Source organism: Pseudomonas monteilii NBRC 103158 = DSM 14164 (genome assembly GCF_000730605.1).
Taxonomy (GTDB): domain Bacteria; phylum Pseudomonadota; class Gammaproteobacteria; order Pseudomonadales; family Pseudomonadaceae; genus Aquipseudomonas; species Aquipseudomonas monteilii.
This window is the reverse complement of the sequence record NZ_BBIS01000056.1, coordinates 30,535-46,891: the sequence shown is the minus strand read 5'-3', so window position 1 is coordinate 46,891 and position 16,357 is coordinate 30,535. Positions and strand designations below refer to the sequence as shown.

Below are 16,357 nucleotides of genomic sequence, written 5' to 3'. Positions count from 1 at the left end.
TCAGGCCGGGCAGCGCATCTGCGCCAGCCAGTACGGCACATCCACCTCGTCGATCTGCTCGGCACGCAGGAACTGCTCGGCATACTGGCGGTACACTCCGGTGCTGAGGAACACCTCCAGCAGTTGCCCGTCGATGTGCCGGTCACGGGCCATGAACACCAGGATCTTCACCGATTCGGACAACGTCTTCGGCGGCTTGTAAGGCCGGTCGGCCGCCGTCAGTGCTTCAAATATGTCGGCAATGGCCATTACCCGCTCGGCAATGCCCAGGTCATGCTCACCCAGCCGGCGTGGGTAGCCGCTACCATCCAGCTTTTCATGGTGGTTGCCGGCGATGGCCGGTACGCGTCTCATCTGACGTGGAAACGGCAGCGAGCTGAGCATGATGATGGTTTGCACGATGTGCTCGTTGATCTTGAAACGCTCCTCGTCATTCAGCGTGCCACGCCGGATCGACAGGTTATACAGCTCACCGTGGTTGCTGGCGTGGGCTGGCAGGCGCATGTCGAAGCCCCATCGGTTACACGGGTCGCCCTTGGTCACCGGGGGTTTGCGCTCGCCCCAGGGCACACGATGCTCGGGGCGGTCGGCCAGCAGCGATTCTTCTACCGGCAGCGCGGGTTGCGGTACGCCGGTATAGCGCTGCGCCTCATCGCGGGAGATGCCCAGGCGGTTGTCGAAGTGGCGCTGCCAGCGCTGCTGGCTGATCTGCTGCAGGCGTTCGATATCGGCATCCTGCATGGACTCGCCGCCGATGTTGGCCTGGGCGACAAAGGCGAAGTCATCCTGCAGCTGGGCCTGGCTATGGACTAGCGCGGCTTGCAGCACCTGCGGGTCGGCGCCGCTGGCCAGGCCTCGCCAGTAGGCCAGCTCGGCATCACGCCACAGCACTTCAAAACGCATGCGTACTTCATGAATACGGTTGTACAGGGTCTCCAGCTTGGTCGGCTTGTCCACCACGTACTCAGGGCTGGTGACCTTGCCGCAGTCGTGCAGCCAGGCCGCTACGCGAAATTCGTAGCGTTCGGCTTCAGTCATGCTGAAGCTGGCATAGGGGCCGCTGTCGGCATTCACCACCTGGTCCAGCAGCATCTGCGCCAGTTGCGGCACACGCTCGCAGTGGCCGCCGGTATAGGGACTTTTGGCATCGATGGCGTCGGCCAGCAACTTGATCATGGCATCCATCAGGCGTTGCTGGGCTTCGGCAAGCTGGCGTGTCTCGATGGCCACTGCCGCCACGCCAGAAAGCTCTTCGACAAATTGCCGGAACGGTTGGCCCAGCTGGTCGCGCGCCTGCGCCTCATCCAGCTGCAGCACCAGAATGCCCAGCAGCGCCTGGCTACGGTCTTTCAGCACCACGGCCTGGCTGCGCTCGTCCAGGCCGAGGGCCTGCGTCACCGCAGCGGCCAGCGTGCGCCGGGCACCTTCATCCACGGCAAGCTCGCCGGGGTATTGCTCACCCCGGCAGGCGGCGGCCAGGCGCAGCAGCGTGTGCTCGGCGTCGAACAAATACACCACACCGGCCTCGACCCCGGCAGCGTGCACCAGGTGATCCAGGACGCCGTCGAGCATACGCGCCAGGTCGCGCTCGCGGCTGAGCGTGAGGGTAATGGCCTGGAAACCGCGAATGGTGCCGGCCATGCGGCTCAATACATGGCTCAGCTCTCGTACTTCGGACACCTGCGATTTCACCCCCACTTCGCGGCTGAAATCAAAGCTGGCCAAGCCCTGCACCTGTTCAGCCAGCACCTTCAGCGGGCGGACGATACGCCGGCCGAGCACACCGCCAAGCACCAGCAGCACGGCCATCAACGCCAAGGTCCAGAGCAACTGCTCGAACAACACCTTGCGCGCACCGGCCAGCAGCTCATGGCCCGGCACGGCAATCAACACCTGCAGATCCTGCCCGGCCAGGCTGGTCAGCGGAATGCGCATGCCATACCAGGTCTGGCCGTCCACCTGGTATGGCTGTGCCTGCGTGCCTGACGGCAGGTCAGCGTACAGGTGCTGCAGGCTTGCGATGTCCAGCTCGCTGAGTCGCGACAGGCGCACGCCCTGCCCTTCATGCACGATCACCCGCTGCAAGTCCGGGTAGGCCACAACATTGCCCTGGTCGTCGAGCACGGCAATTTCGGTGCCGGGGGTGATGCGCAAGCCCTGGGTTTCGCTGGCCAGGTCGTTGACCGAAACATCCATGCCGATCACCGTTTCTCCGTCAACGCTGCGCTGCGCCAGGGTCACGCCTATTTCGCGGGTAGTGAAGAACACGTACGGCGGCGTCAGCACAGTGGCGGGCTGCGCACTGGCTTCGGCGAACCACGGGCGTGTGCGCGGGTCGTAGCGGTATTCGGGTTTGGCCTGGGCCTGCAACAGGTTCAACGCCTGGTCGTAGTAGCGCCACTCGCCCTGCACCACCCCGCCCTCGCCACGGCTGACACGCTGCACCAGAAACGCCGTGCCCGGCGGCGCGGCGAAACGCTGCAGCAGCTGCGGGTCACGCAGCCGGCGCACCAACAGGAAATCGCCGCTGGGGTAGCCCATGTAGGCGGCACTGAGCATGCGGTTGGCATTTAGCGTTTCGACCAGTTGCGCCAGGCTATCCAGGCGCTGCGCCTGGGTATGCGCAGCAGGGTTGTGGGCAAGCAGGCGGATGCTGCTTTGCACCGGGTCGATCAGGCGCCGGGCGCGTTCGTCGATGGTCTTGCCCACCTGCTGGGCTGTATCGCCGGCGGCGGCTACCAGGGTCTGGCGGATACCGCGATAACCCTGCCAGGCCAGGGCGGCACCCAGCAGCAGCATGCCCAGCACGATGGCCAACGCCACCAGCCATTGCAGTGAAATGCCACGCCCGGTCCTACCGGTATCACGCCCCGTCGACACGCAGCCCATCCCAGGTACTCCATGTGAGGCAAATTGAGGGAGCAGCCAGAACGATCATGCGGGCCGAAGCCATTCGCAGGCAGCGAGATGGGCCGAATGGTGGCCAATAGCCCTGGTCCATCTTGGCAGGAGTGTAGAGTGCGGCGCGGGATTCTGCCGGGTTGGCAGAAAAAATTAACGTGGCTGGTCACAATGCCCTCAGGTAGACGCCCGCTGCTCCAGCATCACCAGCGTGCCGACATCACCTTGCAGCGCCTGTGCCGGCCATTTCGCGGGTAAATCACGATCGGCAAGGTTCATGTCGATTGGCTCGTTCGAAGAATGAAAAAGGTGGGGCCGGACCGCGCCCCACCTGAGGTGAGTCAGCGTTTGGCCTGCAGGGCCTTTTCGCGGATCTGACTGAGGGTCATGCGCGGGGTCAGGGCTTCAGGGTCGACCTGCACCTCGATCAGCGCCGGCTTGCCGGACGCCTGGCAACGCTCGAAGGCGGCGGCGAAGTCCTCAGTGCGAGTGACCGTTTCACCGTGCAGCCCATAGGCGCGCGCCAGGGCGGCAAAGTCCGGGTTATGCAGTTCGGTGCCAGACACCCGGCCCGGGTAAGTACGCTCCTGGTGCATGCGGATGGTGCCGTACATGCCGTTGTTGACCACCACCGTGATCACCCGGGCGTCGTAGTGCGCCGCCGTGGCCAGCTCCTGGCCATTCATCAGGAAGCAACCGTCGCCGGCAAACGCCACTACCGTGCGCTGCGGGTAGGTCAACTTGGCTGCTACTGCTGCCGGCACGCCGTACCCCATGGATCCGTTGGTAGGCCCGAGCAGCGTACGGAATACGCGGTGCTGGTAGCCACGGTGCACCCAACCGGTGTAGTTACCAGCACCGCAGGTAAGGATGCTATCGGCCGGCAAGGTCTTGTTCAGCCAGGCGATCACTTCGCTCATCTGCACATCACCCGGCGAACGCGGGGTTTCGAAGTTGCCCCGGTAGCCGCTGTTCAGGCTGGCGACCCAGTCGGTGAACGCCGCCGGGCGCACGGTGGGCAAGGTGGCGGCCTGGTTCAGGAAGCTCGCCGGGCCGGCATTGATGCCCAGGGTCGGTTGGTAGACGCGGCCAATTTCTTCGGCGCTGGCGTGCACATGCACCAGTGCCTGTTTTGGTGTCGGGATGTCGACCAGCGCGTAACCGCCCGTGGTCATTTCGCCCAGACGTGCGCCTACCACGATCAATAAGTCAGATCGCTTCACTGCATCGACCAATACCGGGCCGGCAGCCAGGCCAAGGTCGCCGGCATAATGCGGGTCGGTGTTGTCGAACAGGTCCTGGCAGCGGAATGACGCTGCCAGCGGCAAATGCTGCGCCTGCACGAAGCGCTTCAGGTCGGCCACCGCCTGGGCGTTCCAACCACCGCCACCGGCAATTACCAGTGGCCGCTTGGCCTTGGCCAGCAGCGCCTGCAGTTCGCCCAGCGCCTGCGGTGCCGGGGCGGCTTCGACACGCTGGGCCGGACGGGCATCGGCTACCTGTACCACGTCCGTCAGCATGTCTTCCGGCAAGGCGATCACCACAGGCCCAGGGCGGCCGCTGATGGCGCGCTGGAAGGCCTGGTTGACCAGTTCGGGAATGCGTGCGGCATCGTCGATCTGCACCACCCACTTGGCCATCTGGCCGAACATGCGCCGGTAGTCCACTTCCTGGAAGGCTTCGCGTTCGATCTGGTCGCGGGCCACCTGGCCGATGAACAGCAGCATCGGCGTGGAGTCCTGGAAGGCGGTGTGCACGCCCACAGAGGCGTTGGTGGCGCCTGGGCCACGGGTAACGAAGCAGATGCCCGGCTTGCCGGTCAACTTGCCGTAGGCCTCGGCCATGTAGGCGGCACCACCCTCCTGGCGACAGACGATGAGGTCGATTTCGTCCTGCACATCATGCAGCGCATCGAGCACCGCCAGGTAGCTTTCACCCGGCACACAGAACGCACGCTCGACACCATTCACCCGCAGGGCATCGACCAGTACCTGGCCGCCACTGCGCTTCACTTCGGAGTTGCTCATTGTTGTTCTCCCTCAGGCGCTGCGGTCAGATAACCGAGTCTTCCAGGAACGGCTTGTTGTCGATCACCCGCTGGTAGCTCAGCGCGCCCAGGTCGAGCGAGCGGTAGCCGCCATAGGTGATAAGCTCGGACAGCCCGCGGCCAATGGCCGGTGCCTGCTGCAGGCCGTGCCCGCTGAAGCCGTTGCAGAACAGGAAGTTGCTCACTTCGTTATGCGGGCCCACGATGGCGTTGTGGTCGAGCACACAGAAGTCGTAGTGCCCGGCCCAATAGTTGACCACTTTGATGCCCTCGAACGCGGGCACCCGCTCGGCAAGAATCGGCCACACCTCTTCGTCAAACTCCTCGTGCAACACGTCGAAGTCTTCAAAGTCCACTTTCGGGTCGTTTTTGGGGTAGGTGCCGCCCAGGTAGAACTTGCCTTCGGGGCGGAAGAACACCCCGGTCGGGTCGATGGTCAGTGGCACGGTGCCTTCCAGCGGGGTACGGCAGTCGAACACGAACAGCGAGCGGCGCCGTGGCTCGACCGGAATATCCAGGCCCGCCATGCGCGCGACCTTGGTGCCGCGAGTACCGGCACAGTTCACCAACAGGCCGCAGCCGATACGCTCGCCGCTGGCCAGTTGAACGCCGGTAATGCGATCACCTTCGCGCTGGATACCCGCCACCTCGTTCTCGATGTACTCGATGCCCATGGAACGCGCCTTGCGGCGGAAGCCGTTGAGCATGCCAAGGCTGTCGAACCAGCCTTCTCCACTCTGGCCATAACTGGCGCCAGCGAGGCGGTCGATGTTCACCCAGGGAAACTTGCGCTGGAGCTGCTCGGGGTCGAGCAGGTGCACATCCGCGCCGTGAGACACCTGGGTATCGTGCAGGCGGCGCAGCACTTCATAGCCCTTGTCGTCGCCAAGGAACAGGTAGCCATTCTCGTGAAAGGCCAGATCCGGGCGGTCGCCATCCACTTCCATCACGTCGGGGAAGTTGCGCACGAATTCGGCGCCGAACCTGGAGATTTCAATGTTGATCGGGTTGGAAAACTGCTGACGGATCGAACTGCTGGACAACGCGGTGGCCGACTTGTTGTAGGTCCAGTCGCGCTCGATGACCAGCACCGCCCCCTTGAAGTCCGGGTTGTTGGCCAGGAAGTAGGCGGTGGCGCTGCCGTTGACCGCGCCGCCGACGATCACCACATCGTAATTTTGTTGTTTAGCGGTGGAAGCCATGGAATTAGCTCTCTTCTGATGTGGGCGTTACTTCGGGTCTTCGAAATGGCCGGCGCCGGCGAAGTTGCCGCCGTGGTAGCGTGCAGCGGGTTCATTCGGGTGCAGTGGCGGGTGCTTGGCCAGGACCTTGTCGCGGTAGTCGTCGGCGCTGTCCTTGGGCACATAGCCGATCGATGAGGCCAGGCGGTTGTCCCACAGGCTTTCGCGGTTGGCCGACATGCCATAGACGATCATGTGTCCGACCCGTGGCGCCAACAGTGAGCGCTCGGTGAGCTGGGCGAAGTCGTCGAACGATAGCCAGGTGGCGAGCATGCGCCGGTCCAGCGGCTCGGGGAACGACGAGCCGATGCGCAGGTTGACCGACTCGATGGCGAACTTGTCCCAGTAGTAGCGGCCCAGGTCTTCGGCAAAGCACTTGCTGACGCCATACAGGCTGTCGGGGCGATGCGCGGCGGTGGCATCGATGGTCTCGGTGCGGTCATAGAAGCCGATGGCGTGGTTGGAGCTGGTGTACACCACACGCTTCACACCGTTGCGCCGCGCGGCTTCGTAAATGTTGTAGGTGCCGACGATGTTGCCGTTGAGGATTTTCTCGAAGGTGTCCTCCACCGGTACGCCACCGGCATGCACGATGGCGTCAACCCCTTCGGGCAGCGGCAGCACATCGTTGAAGTTGGCCAGGTCGCAGCGCACCAACTGTTCATGGGGCGCAGCGTGGCCCATGTCGGCGATGTCGGTCAGGCGCAACTCGTCGGCGAAGGCGGCCAGGTGCTTGCGCAGCACGCTGCCCAGGCGCCCGGCGGCGCCGGTGATCAGCAGGCGTTTGAAAGGCTTGCTCATGTGTTACCTCGATTGCTTGATGGGCTCAGGACAGCGCCGCGAACGCGTCGCGCAACTGCCCCAGGGCTTGTTCCAGTTCCTGCCGCGACGTGGCGAACGACAGACGAATGTAGGGCTCCAGGCCAAACGCCGAGCCCGGCACGGTCGCGACTTTGCCGACACGCAACAGGTAGGCCGACAGGTCGGCGTCATTGCCAATGACCTGGCCATCCGGGGTGCGCTTGCCGATGAAGGCACTGACCTCGGGGAAGGCATAGAACGCGCCCTGCGGCATCTGCAGCTGCAGCTGCAAGCCCGGGATCTGCGCCAAGCCTTGCACCACCAGCGCGCCACGCGCCTGGTATTCACGGTTGGCCTCCCGCACGAAGTCCTGCGGCCCGTTCAGCGCCGCCACGGCGGCCAGCTGCGAAATGCTCGACGGGCAGGTGGTGGTCTGTGACTGGGTCTTGTTCATGGCCACGACCAGGTCTTTCGGCCCGGCGGCGTAACCCAGGCGGTAGCCGGTCATGGCATACGCCTTGGACACGCCGTTGATCAGCAAGGTGCGCTCACGCAGTTGCGGGCAAGCAGTGACGAACGACACGAACGGCTGATCGCCCAGCACGATGTGCTCGTAGATCTCGTCGGAGATGATCAGCACGTTCGGGTGGCGCGCCAGCACCTTGCCCAACGCGGCGAACTCTTCACGGGTGAAGATCGCCCCGCTCGGGTTGTTCGGCGAGTTGAGCATCACCCAGCGTGTGCGCGGGGTAATGGCCGCTTCCAGCTGCTCGGGCTTGAGCTTGAACCCCTGCTCGGCGCCGCAAGGGATAACCTTGGGCACACCGTCGTTGAGCATGGCCATGTCGGTGTACGACACCCAGTACGGCGCCGGGGTGATGACCTCGTCGCCAGGTTCGAGCGTGGCCAGAAAGGCGTTGAACAACAGCTGCTTGGCACCGTTGCCTACGCAGATTTCGTCCAGGCCGTAGACCAGGTCGTTTTCCCGGGCAAACTTGTCGACGATGGCCTGGCGCAACACCTTCAGACCGTTGGGCCCGGTGTAGTGGTTGTTACCCGCAAGCATCGCCTGGTGGGCGGCTTCGATCACGTGGGCCGGTACGTTGTAATCCGGCTCGCCGAGTGCCAGGTTGATGACCGGTTCGCCCTTGGCCAGCATCTGCTTGGCCAGTACCGACACGGCCATGCTTGGCGAGCTTTTTACCGCGCGCACGCGGCTGCTTTGCACGTCCATCCTCTAGCGCTCCTGAGCGGCGTCAAAGCCGTAGTCGTTACGTGCCTGTTCGGCGCTGATGTAACCGGCACGTACATCGCGCTCAACCTGCTTGCGGTCGCGCTGGCGCGGGTCGCCATAACCACCGCCACCGGGCAGGCGCAGCACCAGGCGGCGCTCAGCGGGTACGAATTGCTGGCCTTTGCCGCGCAGCACGCTGCCGTCATCCAGGCCAACGAAGCCTTGGGCGCCCTCCTTGCCACCCTCCAGGCCGCGAGCCGGGTACTGGATACGGTCGAACATGGCACTGAAGCGCAAGCTGTAGCCTTCGGCGGCCGACACTTCGATTTCCTGGCCCAGGCCACCGCGCAACTGGCCAGCACCGCCGGAGCCTTCACGCAGTTCTTTGCGCCATACCACGACCGGGCCGGCGTGTTCGGTGGCTTCCACCGGCATGGTGTGTACGCCGCTGGGGAACGCCGTGGCGCTCAGGCCATCCATCGCCGAGCGGGCACCCATGCCGCCGCTGTTGAACATCAGCATCTCGGCATTGCGGCCGTTGGGGTTGCTCTCCAGCGGACGCACGCTCAGGTGCAGGTTCCACAGGGCGCTGGCACCCTCGGCCGGCACTTTGCCTGGCAGGCACTTATGCAGCGCGCCGAGCACCAGGTCGGGCACGAAATGGCCCAGCACATGGCGCACCGACACCGGCGCCGGGTGCTTGGCATTGAGGATGCAGCCTTCAGGCGCGGTGACGTCGAAGGGCGCCAGCGAAGCGGTGTTGTTCGGGATTTCCGGTGCGACGATGCACTTGAGGCCATAGCAGGCATAAGCCTTGGCGTAGCCCAGCGGCACGTTGATGCCGAACTGGCTCATGCCCGAAGTGCCGGTAAAGTCGCTCTTGATACCGTCGGGGCCAACAGTGATGGTGACCGCCAGGGTTACCGGCACATCGTAGCCGTCGAGGGTCATGCTGTTGCTGTAGGTGCCGTGGGGCAGCGACTTGAAGCACTCCAGGGTAGCGCGACGGCTGTGTTCGAGGATGAACCCGCCGATGTGCTCCAGGTCGTCCAGCTTGAACTCTTCGAGCATGTCCAGCAGGCGCTTGTGGCCAGTTTCGTTGCACGCCGCCAACGCATAGAAGTCGCCCACTACCCGGTCGTTCTCACGCACGTTGTTGCGCAGGATGTTGATCAGGTCGCGGTTGACCTTGCCGCGCTCGAACAACTTCATGATCGGGATGAACAGGCCTTCTTCGTACACTTCGCGGGCATCGGGGCCGAAGCCCCGGCCACCGATATCGACCACGTGGGCAGTACTGGCGAAATAGCCGATCAGCTTGCCCTTGTAGAAGGATGGCGAAACGATGGTGATGTCGTGCAGGTGGCCAGTGCCCTTCCACGGGTCGTTGGTCACGTAGACATCGCCTTCGAAAATGTTGTCCTCGCCGATGTCATTGATGAAGTGCACCACCGCCTCGGCCATGGTGTTCACATGGCCAGGGGTGCCGGTGACAGCCTGGGCCAGCATGTTGCCGGCGCGGTCGAACACCCCGGCGGACAGGTCGCCGGCTTCGCGCACACTGGTGGAGAAGGCCGTGCGAATCAGGGTCAGGGCCTGCTCTTCGACCACCGAGACCAGGCGGTTCCACATCACCTGCATTTGAATGTCGATCAACGTATCGCTCATGGTTCTGGCTTCCGAATTCAGGCGTTAGCGGCGCACGACCAGCAGGCAGCCGTCTGGCTGGACCGTGGCGGTGAAATTGGAGGTGACGAAGGTCGAGGTTTCGCGCTCGACGATGACCGCCGGGCCGTCGACACGGGCACCGACTTGCAGCTCTTCGCGTGGGTGGATGCCGGCTTCGACAAAACCACCGGCGGCCACGTCGAACACCTGGCGGCGGGAAATTTCATGGGCGCGGTAGGCGGCGCCCACTTCCTCAATCTGCGTGACGGGTGGCAGGGGCGAACTGGCCTTGACCGACCAGCTGACGATCTCGATGTCCGGCCCTTCGATGGGGCGGCCAAAGAAGCGGGTGTAGGCTGCTTCGAAACGGGCCTTGAACTCTAGCGTGTCGGCAGCGCTGAAGGCTTTGAATGGCAAGGCAACCGGGATTTCCCAGCCCTGGCCCACATAACGCATGAACGCGGTGCAGTCCATTTCCGGCTCACCGATCGGCATGCCCTGGCGGAGAAAGCCCAGCGATTCGGCTTTCATCTCGTCGATCAGGTCATTGACCTGCGCGGCCTCGAACTCGGACAAGCGTACGAACGCACTGCGTACGGCCTCGTAACCGAATGGCGCACGCAGGAAGCCGATCGCCGAGCCCACGCCAGCACCCGCCGGGACGATAAAGCGTGCCACACCCATCTTCTCGCACAGCCGTGCAGCGTGCAGCGGGCCGCCACCGCCAAAGGTGATCATGGTGTAGTCGGCAATGTCCTTGCCGCTTTCCACCGCATGCACACGGCCGGCGTTGGCCATGTTCTCGTCAACCACTTCGCACACGCCAAACGCTGCGGTGACGGCCTGCATGCCCAACGGCTGGCCGATGACCCGGGCCATGGCGTTGGCCGCGTTGTCGGTGGACAAACGCAGCGCGCCACCGGCGAAGTTGTCTGCATCCAGGCGGCCGAGCAGCAGGTTGGCGTCGGTGATGGTCGGCTCCAGGCCACCACGGCCGTAACAGGCCGGGCCAGGCTCGGAGGCCGCACTGTGCGGGCCCACGCGGATCTGGCGCATGCTGTCGATGCTGGCGATGGAGCCGCCGCCAGCACCGATTTCGACCATTTCCACCACCGGGATGGAAATCGGCATGCCGCTGCCCTTCTTGAAGCGGTAGGTACGGGCAACCTCGAAGGTTTTCGCGGTTTTCGGTACCTGGTCGTCGATCAGGCAGATTTTCGCCGTGGTGCCACCCATGTCGAACGACAGCACGTTCTCCAGCTGGTAGCGGCGGGCGATGTCGGCCGCAAAGATGGCGCCACCAGCCGGGCCGGACTCCACCAGACGGACCGGGAACTCAGCGGCGCTTTGCACCGAGATGATGCCACCACCGGAGTGAATCATGAACACCGGGCAATGGGCGCCTTCCTGTTTGAGGGTCACCACCAGGCGGTCCAGGTAAGACTTGATCAGCGGTTTGACGTAAGCATTGGCACACACGGTGTTGAAGCGCTCGAACTCACGCATCTGCGGCGAGACTTCGCTGGAAATGGAAATCGACAACTGCGGCAGTCGCGCCTGCAGGGCATCGCGCAACTGGCGTTCGTGAGCACCGTTGACGTAGCTGTGAATGAAGCCAATGGCCACGCTTTCGTAGTTGCCTTCGGCAATGCGCTCGACCAGGGCATCGATCTCGGCCTGCGCAGGGGCGATCAGCACCTGGCCTTTGACATTCAGGCGCTCACGCAGGGTGTAGCGGTGTTCACGATCGATCAGTGGCGGCGGCAAGGCGATGTTGATGTCGTACTGCTCGAAACGATTTTCGGTGCGCATTTCCAGTGTGTCCCGGAAGCCTTCGGTAGTGATGAAGGCGGTGCGCGCGCCACGGCGCTCGATCAGGGCGTTGGTGGCCAAGGTGGTGCCATGGATCAACTGGTCGATGTCCGACAGGGCCAGGCCCGCCTGCTCCACCACCTGGCGCACGCCGGTGAGGATGGCCCGTTCAGGCAGCTCGTAGTCGGTCAGGATCTTGGTCGAATGCAGCACGCCATTCACGTCCAGCGCGATATCGGTGAAGGTGCCGCCTATGTCCACGCCGACCCGGCATGATGTCGCAGTCATCGTCATATCCCCTGCAATGCTTTGTAGTTGTCTCGACCGGCTGAAGCAGTCTTGATGTAAGTTATATGTTGTCTTACATGTGGTCAAGCACCTATTTACTCAAATCTGCATTGCCTGTACCGGCCTCTTCGCGGGCGTGCCCGCGAAGAGGCCGGTACAGGCGATAGAACCGTCGGATCAACCCGCGGTCTTGACCATCCGCCCGCCCCCCACCGCCTGCGCTGTGGGGAACACTTCCAACCGCGAGACATCCACCTGCCGCGGCATCTTTAGCGCCGCCAGCAATAGCTGGGCGATATCTTCCGGCTGGATCGACTCATAACCGTCATACAGTTCACTGCCCGCCGCCTGCATGCCCATGGCGGTCTTGTACAGCTGGGTCTGCACCCGGCCCGGGGCTATCTCGGTCACCCGTACGCCACTGCCCAGCAGGTCGCAGCGCAAGGCATCGCAGAACAGGCTAACCCCGGCCTTGGACGCGCCGTACACCGCTGCGCCCGGGTGCGGCGCTCGGCCAGCACTGGAGCCAATGAAGAACAGGTGCCCCCTTCCCCGCTCGACCATACCTGGCAGCACCTGGCGCGCCAGGTGTAACGGCGCCTTGAGGTTGATGTCGAGCATGTTGTCGATTTCGGCGTCGTCGATGTCCTGGAATGCAGCCCGGGTGGACAGAATGCCCGCGTTGTTGACCAGCACATCCACCGCTTGCCCTTCCAGCGCGGCAGCCAGCGAACCGTAATCACGCACATCCGCCTGCAAGGTGGTCACACCCGGCTCGCCAGCCAGCTCGGCCAACGCCTCAGCGCTGCGCCCCACGGCAATCACTTGCAGGCCGGCATCACGCAGCGCCAGAACGATGGCCTTGCCGATACCGCTGGTAGCCCCGGTCACCAGCGCGCACTGGTAGCCCTCGGGAAATGCGACTTCAGGCATAGATGTAGCCCCCGCTGACAATCACGTTTTCACCGGTGGCGTAGCTGTTGCGGCTGCTGCCCATCATCACGATCCACTCGGCGATTTCTGCCGGTTCCGCAGCACGGCCCAGCGGGTTGGCTGCCGCCAGCTCGCCGAGGAAGCCCAGCTGCTTGGCGCGCTCGGTGGCAAAACCGGCCGGGGCTACCGAGTTGACCAGGATCTGGTCCTTGGCACAGGCCTGGGCAAACGATTTGGTCAGGCTTACCACCGCTGCCTTGGTGGCGGCATAGTGGGCGTTTTGCGGGTGGGCCTTGAAGGCGTCCACCGACGTCACGTTGACGATACGCCCGGTCACCGCCGGGGCCGCCACGTACTGCTGCATGTGGCGCACTGCGGCGACCATCATGTGGTAGGTGCCCTTGATGTTGACGGCGTTCTCCAGGTCCCACTCGTCGTCAGTGATCTCGAAGATGTCCTTACGCGGGTAGATGGCCGCACTGTTGACCAGGCAATGCACCCGCCCAAAGCCTTCGACGATCTGGGCGAAGGCTGCATGGGCGGTGTCCTTGCGGGCAATGTCGCCTACCGCGATTACCACGTCTACACCCTGCCCGCGCAGCTCTTCTGCAGCTTGTACCAGCAATTGCTCGTTGCGGTCGATCAGGCCGATTTTGCCGGCACCACGTTTTACCATCAGCCGAGCTGTTTCCAGGCCCAGACCCGAGGCACCACCTACGATCACCACCGTTTGATTTTCCACAAAACACCTCCGCGATTGAGTCTTTTCGTAAGATGCCTGTTGTCTTACATTTGGTCAAACATCAATTCGCCGACAGGTGCTTCCATGCCCGCTTCCAGCGTCTCGCCTGTACCCACCCCGCACGCTCGGGACCGCCTGCTGGAGGCGGCCAGCGCCTTGTTTGCCAGCCATGGCTACCAGGCCATAGGCCTGCGTGACCTGGCCAGCCACCTGGGCCTGCACGCCGGCTCGCTGTACCACCACATCGAGAGCAAACAGGGGCTGCTGTTCGAACTGATCGAGTCGAGCCTGACCGACCTGCTGTACGAAACCCGACAATGCGTCAAAGGCGCCCGTACCACCAGTGAACGCTTGCCGCGCTTTGTGCAGGCTTTCGTGACGTATAGCCAGGCCAACCCCGACAAACTGGTGTTGCTGACGCGGGAAGCCATGAACCTGAACACAGAGCAACTGTTGCAAATCGAACAGTTGAAAACGCAATACAGCGGGCTGCTCAGTGACATTGTCGCCGCAGAGTGCGGGCTGCCGGCACTCCGAGCGCGGTCGATTGCCCATGCCGTACTGGGTTTGCTGTGCGGGCAGGCGCAATGGGGAAGCGTGATCACCGCGAGGGATCAACTGGTGACGTTCGTACAGGGCATTGTCAATACCGGCAAGACGGCGGCTTATCCATAAAAATGCATAACAATATGAATTCTTATTCTTTTTTTAACGAACGATAATCCTCTATAACTCTCTCCACTGCACAGCCGCCAACACCTGGCCAACTGTTCGCAGCGCAACACCCAATCAACACGAAACGCCCGCCCGGCAACAGCGACGCAAACCTGCTAACGCGATAACTTATTGATTTAGAAGAACATTAGAACCCGGCACGACGATTGCTCAAGCAAAGTCCCCCGCTCAACCCGAACCGGAGACCTGCCCATGAGCCCCCCACTGAATGTCGTAGCCCTGTCCGGCGGCACTTCCCGCCCTTCACGCACCCTGGCCCTGACCGAGGCGATCCTCGCTGAGCTGGCTGAACACCTGCACATCAAGCCGCACCTGATCGAACTGGGCGACATCGCCCGCCCACTGGGCAGCGCCCTGTGGCGCAGCGAACTGCCCGACACCGTCGAGCAGCAACTGCGCCTGGTGGAAAAAGCCGACCTGCTGGTGGTGACCACCCCCGTGTACCGCGGCAGCTTTACTGGCCACTTCAAGCACCTGTTCGACCTGATCGGCCAGGATGCCCTGGTCGACACCCCGGTTCTGCTCGCCGCCACCGGCGGCAGCGAACGCCATGCGCTGGTGCTCGACCATCAGTTGCGCCCGCTGTTCAGCTTCCTGCAAGCCCTGACCCTGCCAATCGGCGTGTTCGCCAGCCAGGCAGAACTGGCCGACTATCGCGTGTCCAGCGATGCCCTCGCCGCCCGCATCCGCCTGGCTGCAGAGCGTGCCGTGCCGCTGTTCGGCGCTCACCACGCACTGCGTAAAAGCGCCTGAGGAGCGATCATGAATGCACCTGTGAATACCCCGCTGCGCCCGGCCTTGGCCATCGCCCGCGAACTGGCCGGGCAGTTTGCCCAGACCGCCGTAGAACGCGACGAGCGCGGCGGCACCCCGAAAGCCGAGCGCGATGCCCTGCGTGACAGCGGCCTGCTGTCGCTGGTGATCCCGCAGGCCTTCGGTGGCCAGGGTGCCAACTGGCACGACACGTTCGCGGTGGTGCGCGAGTTCGCCCGGGTCGACAGCTCCATTGCCCATGTGTTCGGCTTTCACCACCTGATGCTGGCCACCGTGCGCCTGTTCTCACGCCCCGACCAATGGCAGCCCTGGTTCGAACAGACCGCCCGCAAACAGTGGTTTTGGGGCAATGCCCTGAACCCGCTGGACACCCGCACCGTGGTCAAGCACTTCGATGGCTGGTGCGAATTTTCGGGCAAGAAAAGCTTCTGCTCCGGCGCCAGCGACTCGGAAATGCTCATCGCCTCGGCGGTGGACGAACGTGCCGGCGGCAAGCTGCTGATTGCCGCCATCCCCAGTGGCCGCACCGGCATCAGCCTGCATAGCGACTGGAACAACATCGGTCAACGCCAGACCGACAGTGGCAGCGCCACGTTCGAGCGGGTGCGGGTAGAGCACAACGAACTGCTACTCGACCCAGGCCCGCTGAGCACTCCGTTCGCCGCCCTGCGCCCGCTGATTGCCCAGCTGCACTTCGCCAACCTGTTCCTCGGCATTGCCGAAGGCGCCTTCGAAGAAGCCCGCCAGTACACCCTCAAGGAAGGCCGGCCGTGGTTCCGCTCCAGCGCCGCCAGCAGTGCCGAAGACCCTTATGTGCTGCGCCATTACGGCGAGTTCTGGGTTGGCCTTGAAAGCGTGCGTCTGCTGATCGAACGGGCCGCACGCCAGCTGGATGCCGCCTGGGCCAAGGAACATGCCCTCACGGCAGAAGAGCGCGGCGACCTGGCCCTGGCCATCGGCACCGCCAAGGTCGCCGCCAGCCGCCACGGCCTGGACATCTGCAACCGCCTGTTCGAGGTCACCGGCGCACGCGCCACCCATGCCTCGCTGCGCTTCGATCGCCATTGGCGCAACCTGCGCACACAAACCCTGCACGATCCGGTGGACTACCGCATCCACGAACTCGGCGAGTGGGCTCTCAACGACAAGCGCCCTGCCCCATCCTTCTATTCCTGAGGATT

The 16,357-nt window shown here is 63.6% G+C and carries 12 protein-coding genes; 3 read left to right on the top strand and 9 right to left on the bottom strand.

Features of this window, described 5'->3' with window-relative positions:
- The 9 genes from PM2_RS25270 to PM2_RS25230 all read right to left on the bottom strand — a co-directional run bounded on the left by PM2_RS25270 (position 1) and on the right by PM2_RS25230 (position 13,667).
- The gene (locus tag PM2_RS25270; protein ID WP_028699827.1) at positions 1–2,889 is read right to left on the bottom strand and encodes an HD domain-containing phosphohydrolase; all 2,889 of its coding nucleotides are present in this window, start codon (positions 2,887–2,889) and stop codon (positions 1–3) included.
- 353 nt (positions 2,890–3,242) lie between these two features.
- The gene (locus PM2_RS25265) at positions 3,243–4,928 is read right to left on the bottom strand and encodes a thiamine pyrophosphate-binding protein (protein ID WP_028699828.1); all 1,686 of its coding nucleotides are present in this window, start codon (positions 4,926–4,928) and stop codon (positions 3,243–3,245) included.
- Positions 4,929–4,953: 25 nt separating this feature from the next.
- The gene (locus PM2_RS25260; RefSeq protein ID WP_016711099.1) at positions 4,954–6,150 is read right to left on the bottom strand and encodes an NAD(P)/FAD-dependent oxidoreductase; all 1,197 of its coding nucleotides are present in this window, start codon (positions 6,148–6,150) and stop codon (positions 4,954–4,956) included.
- A 27-nt stretch (positions 6,151–6,177) separates the two neighbouring features.
- Complete coding sequence (locus PM2_RS25255; protein WP_028699829.1) at positions 6,178–6,990, bottom strand: NAD-dependent epimerase/dehydratase family protein; 813 nt, start codon at positions 6,988–6,990, stop codon at positions 6,178–6,180.
- Positions 6,991–7,015: 25 nt separating this feature from the next.
- The gene (locus tag PM2_RS25250; RefSeq protein WP_028699830.1) at positions 7,016–8,224 is read right to left on the bottom strand and encodes a pyridoxal phosphate-dependent aminotransferase; all 1,209 of its coding nucleotides are present in this window, start codon (positions 8,222–8,224) and stop codon (positions 7,016–7,018) included.
- Positions 8,225–8,227: 3 nt separating this feature from the next.
- Positions 8,228–9,892: a hydantoinase B/oxoprolinase family protein gene (locus PM2_RS25245; protein WP_028699831.1), complete on the bottom strand. Its 1,665-nt coding sequence runs from the start codon at positions 9,890–9,892 to the stop codon at positions 8,228–8,230.
- A 24-nt stretch (positions 9,893–9,916) separates the two neighbouring features.
- A complete protein-coding gene (locus tag PM2_RS25240) occupies positions 9,917–11,992 on the bottom strand; it encodes a hydantoinase/oxoprolinase family protein (RefSeq protein ID WP_085985027.1) in 2,076 nt (691 codons plus the stop codon).
- A gap of 177 nt (positions 11,993–12,169) precedes the next feature.
- Positions 12,170–12,925, bottom strand: coding sequence for an SDR family oxidoreductase (locus tag PM2_RS25235; protein ID WP_016711104.1), 756 nt, complete (start codon positions 12,923–12,925; stop codon positions 12,170–12,172).
- Positions 12,918–13,667: an SDR family NAD(P)-dependent oxidoreductase gene (locus PM2_RS25230; protein WP_028699833.1), complete on the bottom strand. Its 750-nt coding sequence runs from the start codon at positions 13,665–13,667 to the stop codon at positions 12,918–12,920. The genes PM2_RS25235 and PM2_RS25230 overlap by 8 nt, the downstream gene beginning before the upstream one ends.
- Positions 13,668–13,751: 84 nt before the next feature.
- Between PM2_RS25230 and PM2_RS25225 the strand changes: the two genes are divergently transcribed.
- The 3 genes from PM2_RS25225 to PM2_RS25215 all read left to right on the top strand — a co-directional run bounded on the left by PM2_RS25225 (position 13,752) and on the right by PM2_RS25215 (position 16,352).
- Complete coding sequence (locus PM2_RS25225; RefSeq protein ID WP_028699834.1) at positions 13,752–14,342, top strand: TetR/AcrR family transcriptional regulator; 591 nt, start codon at positions 13,752–13,754, stop codon at positions 14,340–14,342.
- Between the two features lie 252 nt (positions 14,343–14,594).
- The gene (gene msuE / locus PM2_RS25220) at positions 14,595–15,155 is read left to right on the top strand and encodes an FMN reductase (protein ID WP_028699835.1); all 561 of its coding nucleotides are present in this window, start codon (positions 14,595–14,597) and stop codon (positions 15,153–15,155) included.
- Between the two features lie 9 nt (positions 15,156–15,164).
- Entirely contained in the window at positions 15,165–16,352 is a 1,188-nt protein-coding gene (locus tag PM2_RS25215) for an acyl-CoA dehydrogenase family protein (RefSeq protein WP_028699836.1), read from the top strand.
- The last annotated feature ends 5 nt before the right edge of the window (positions 16,353–16,357 follow it).

Excerpts from the sequence above, each read along its gene's own strand:
- PM2_RS25255 (WP_028699829.1), bottom strand. The coding sequence starts at position 6,990 with ATGAGCAAGCCTTTCAAACGCCTGCTGATCACCGGCGCCGCCGGGCGC.
- PM2_RS25260 (WP_016711099.1), bottom strand. The coding sequence starts at position 6,150 with ATGGCTTCCACCGCTAAACAACAAAATTACGATGTGGTGATCGTCGGC.
- PM2_RS25225 (WP_028699834.1), top strand. The coding sequence starts at position 13,752 with ATGCCCGCTTCCAGCGTCTCGCCTGTACCCACCCCGCACGCTCGGGAC.
- PM2_RS25270 (WP_028699827.1), bottom strand. The coding sequence starts at position 2,889 with ATGGGCTGCGTGTCGACGGGGCGTGATACCGGTAGGACCGGGCGTGGC.
- PM2_RS25215 (WP_028699836.1), top strand. The coding sequence starts at position 15,165 with ATGAATGCACCTGTGAATACCCCGCTGCGCCCGGCCTTGGCCATCGCC.
- PM2_RS25245 (WP_028699831.1), bottom strand. The coding sequence starts at position 9,892 with ATGAGCGATACGTTGATCGACATTCAAATGCAGGTGATGTGGAACCGC.
- PM2_RS25240 (WP_085985027.1), bottom strand. The coding sequence starts at position 11,992 with ATGACTGCGACATCATGCCGGGTCGGCGTGGACATAGGCGGCACCTTC.
- PM2_RS25250 (WP_028699830.1), bottom strand. The coding sequence starts at position 8,224 with ATGGACGTGCAAAGCAGCCGCGTGCGCGCGGTAAAAAGCTCGCCAAGC.
- PM2_RS25265 (WP_028699828.1), bottom strand. The coding sequence starts at position 4,928 with ATGAGCAACTCCGAAGTGAAGCGCAGTGGCGGCCAGGTACTGGTCGAT.
- msuE (WP_028699835.1), top strand. The coding sequence starts at position 14,595 with ATGAGCCCCCCACTGAATGTCGTAGCCCTGTCCGGCGGCACTTCCCGC.
- PM2_RS25235 (WP_016711104.1), bottom strand. The coding sequence starts at position 12,925 with ATGCCTGAAGTCGCATTTCCCGAGGGCTACCAGTGCGCGCTGGTGACC.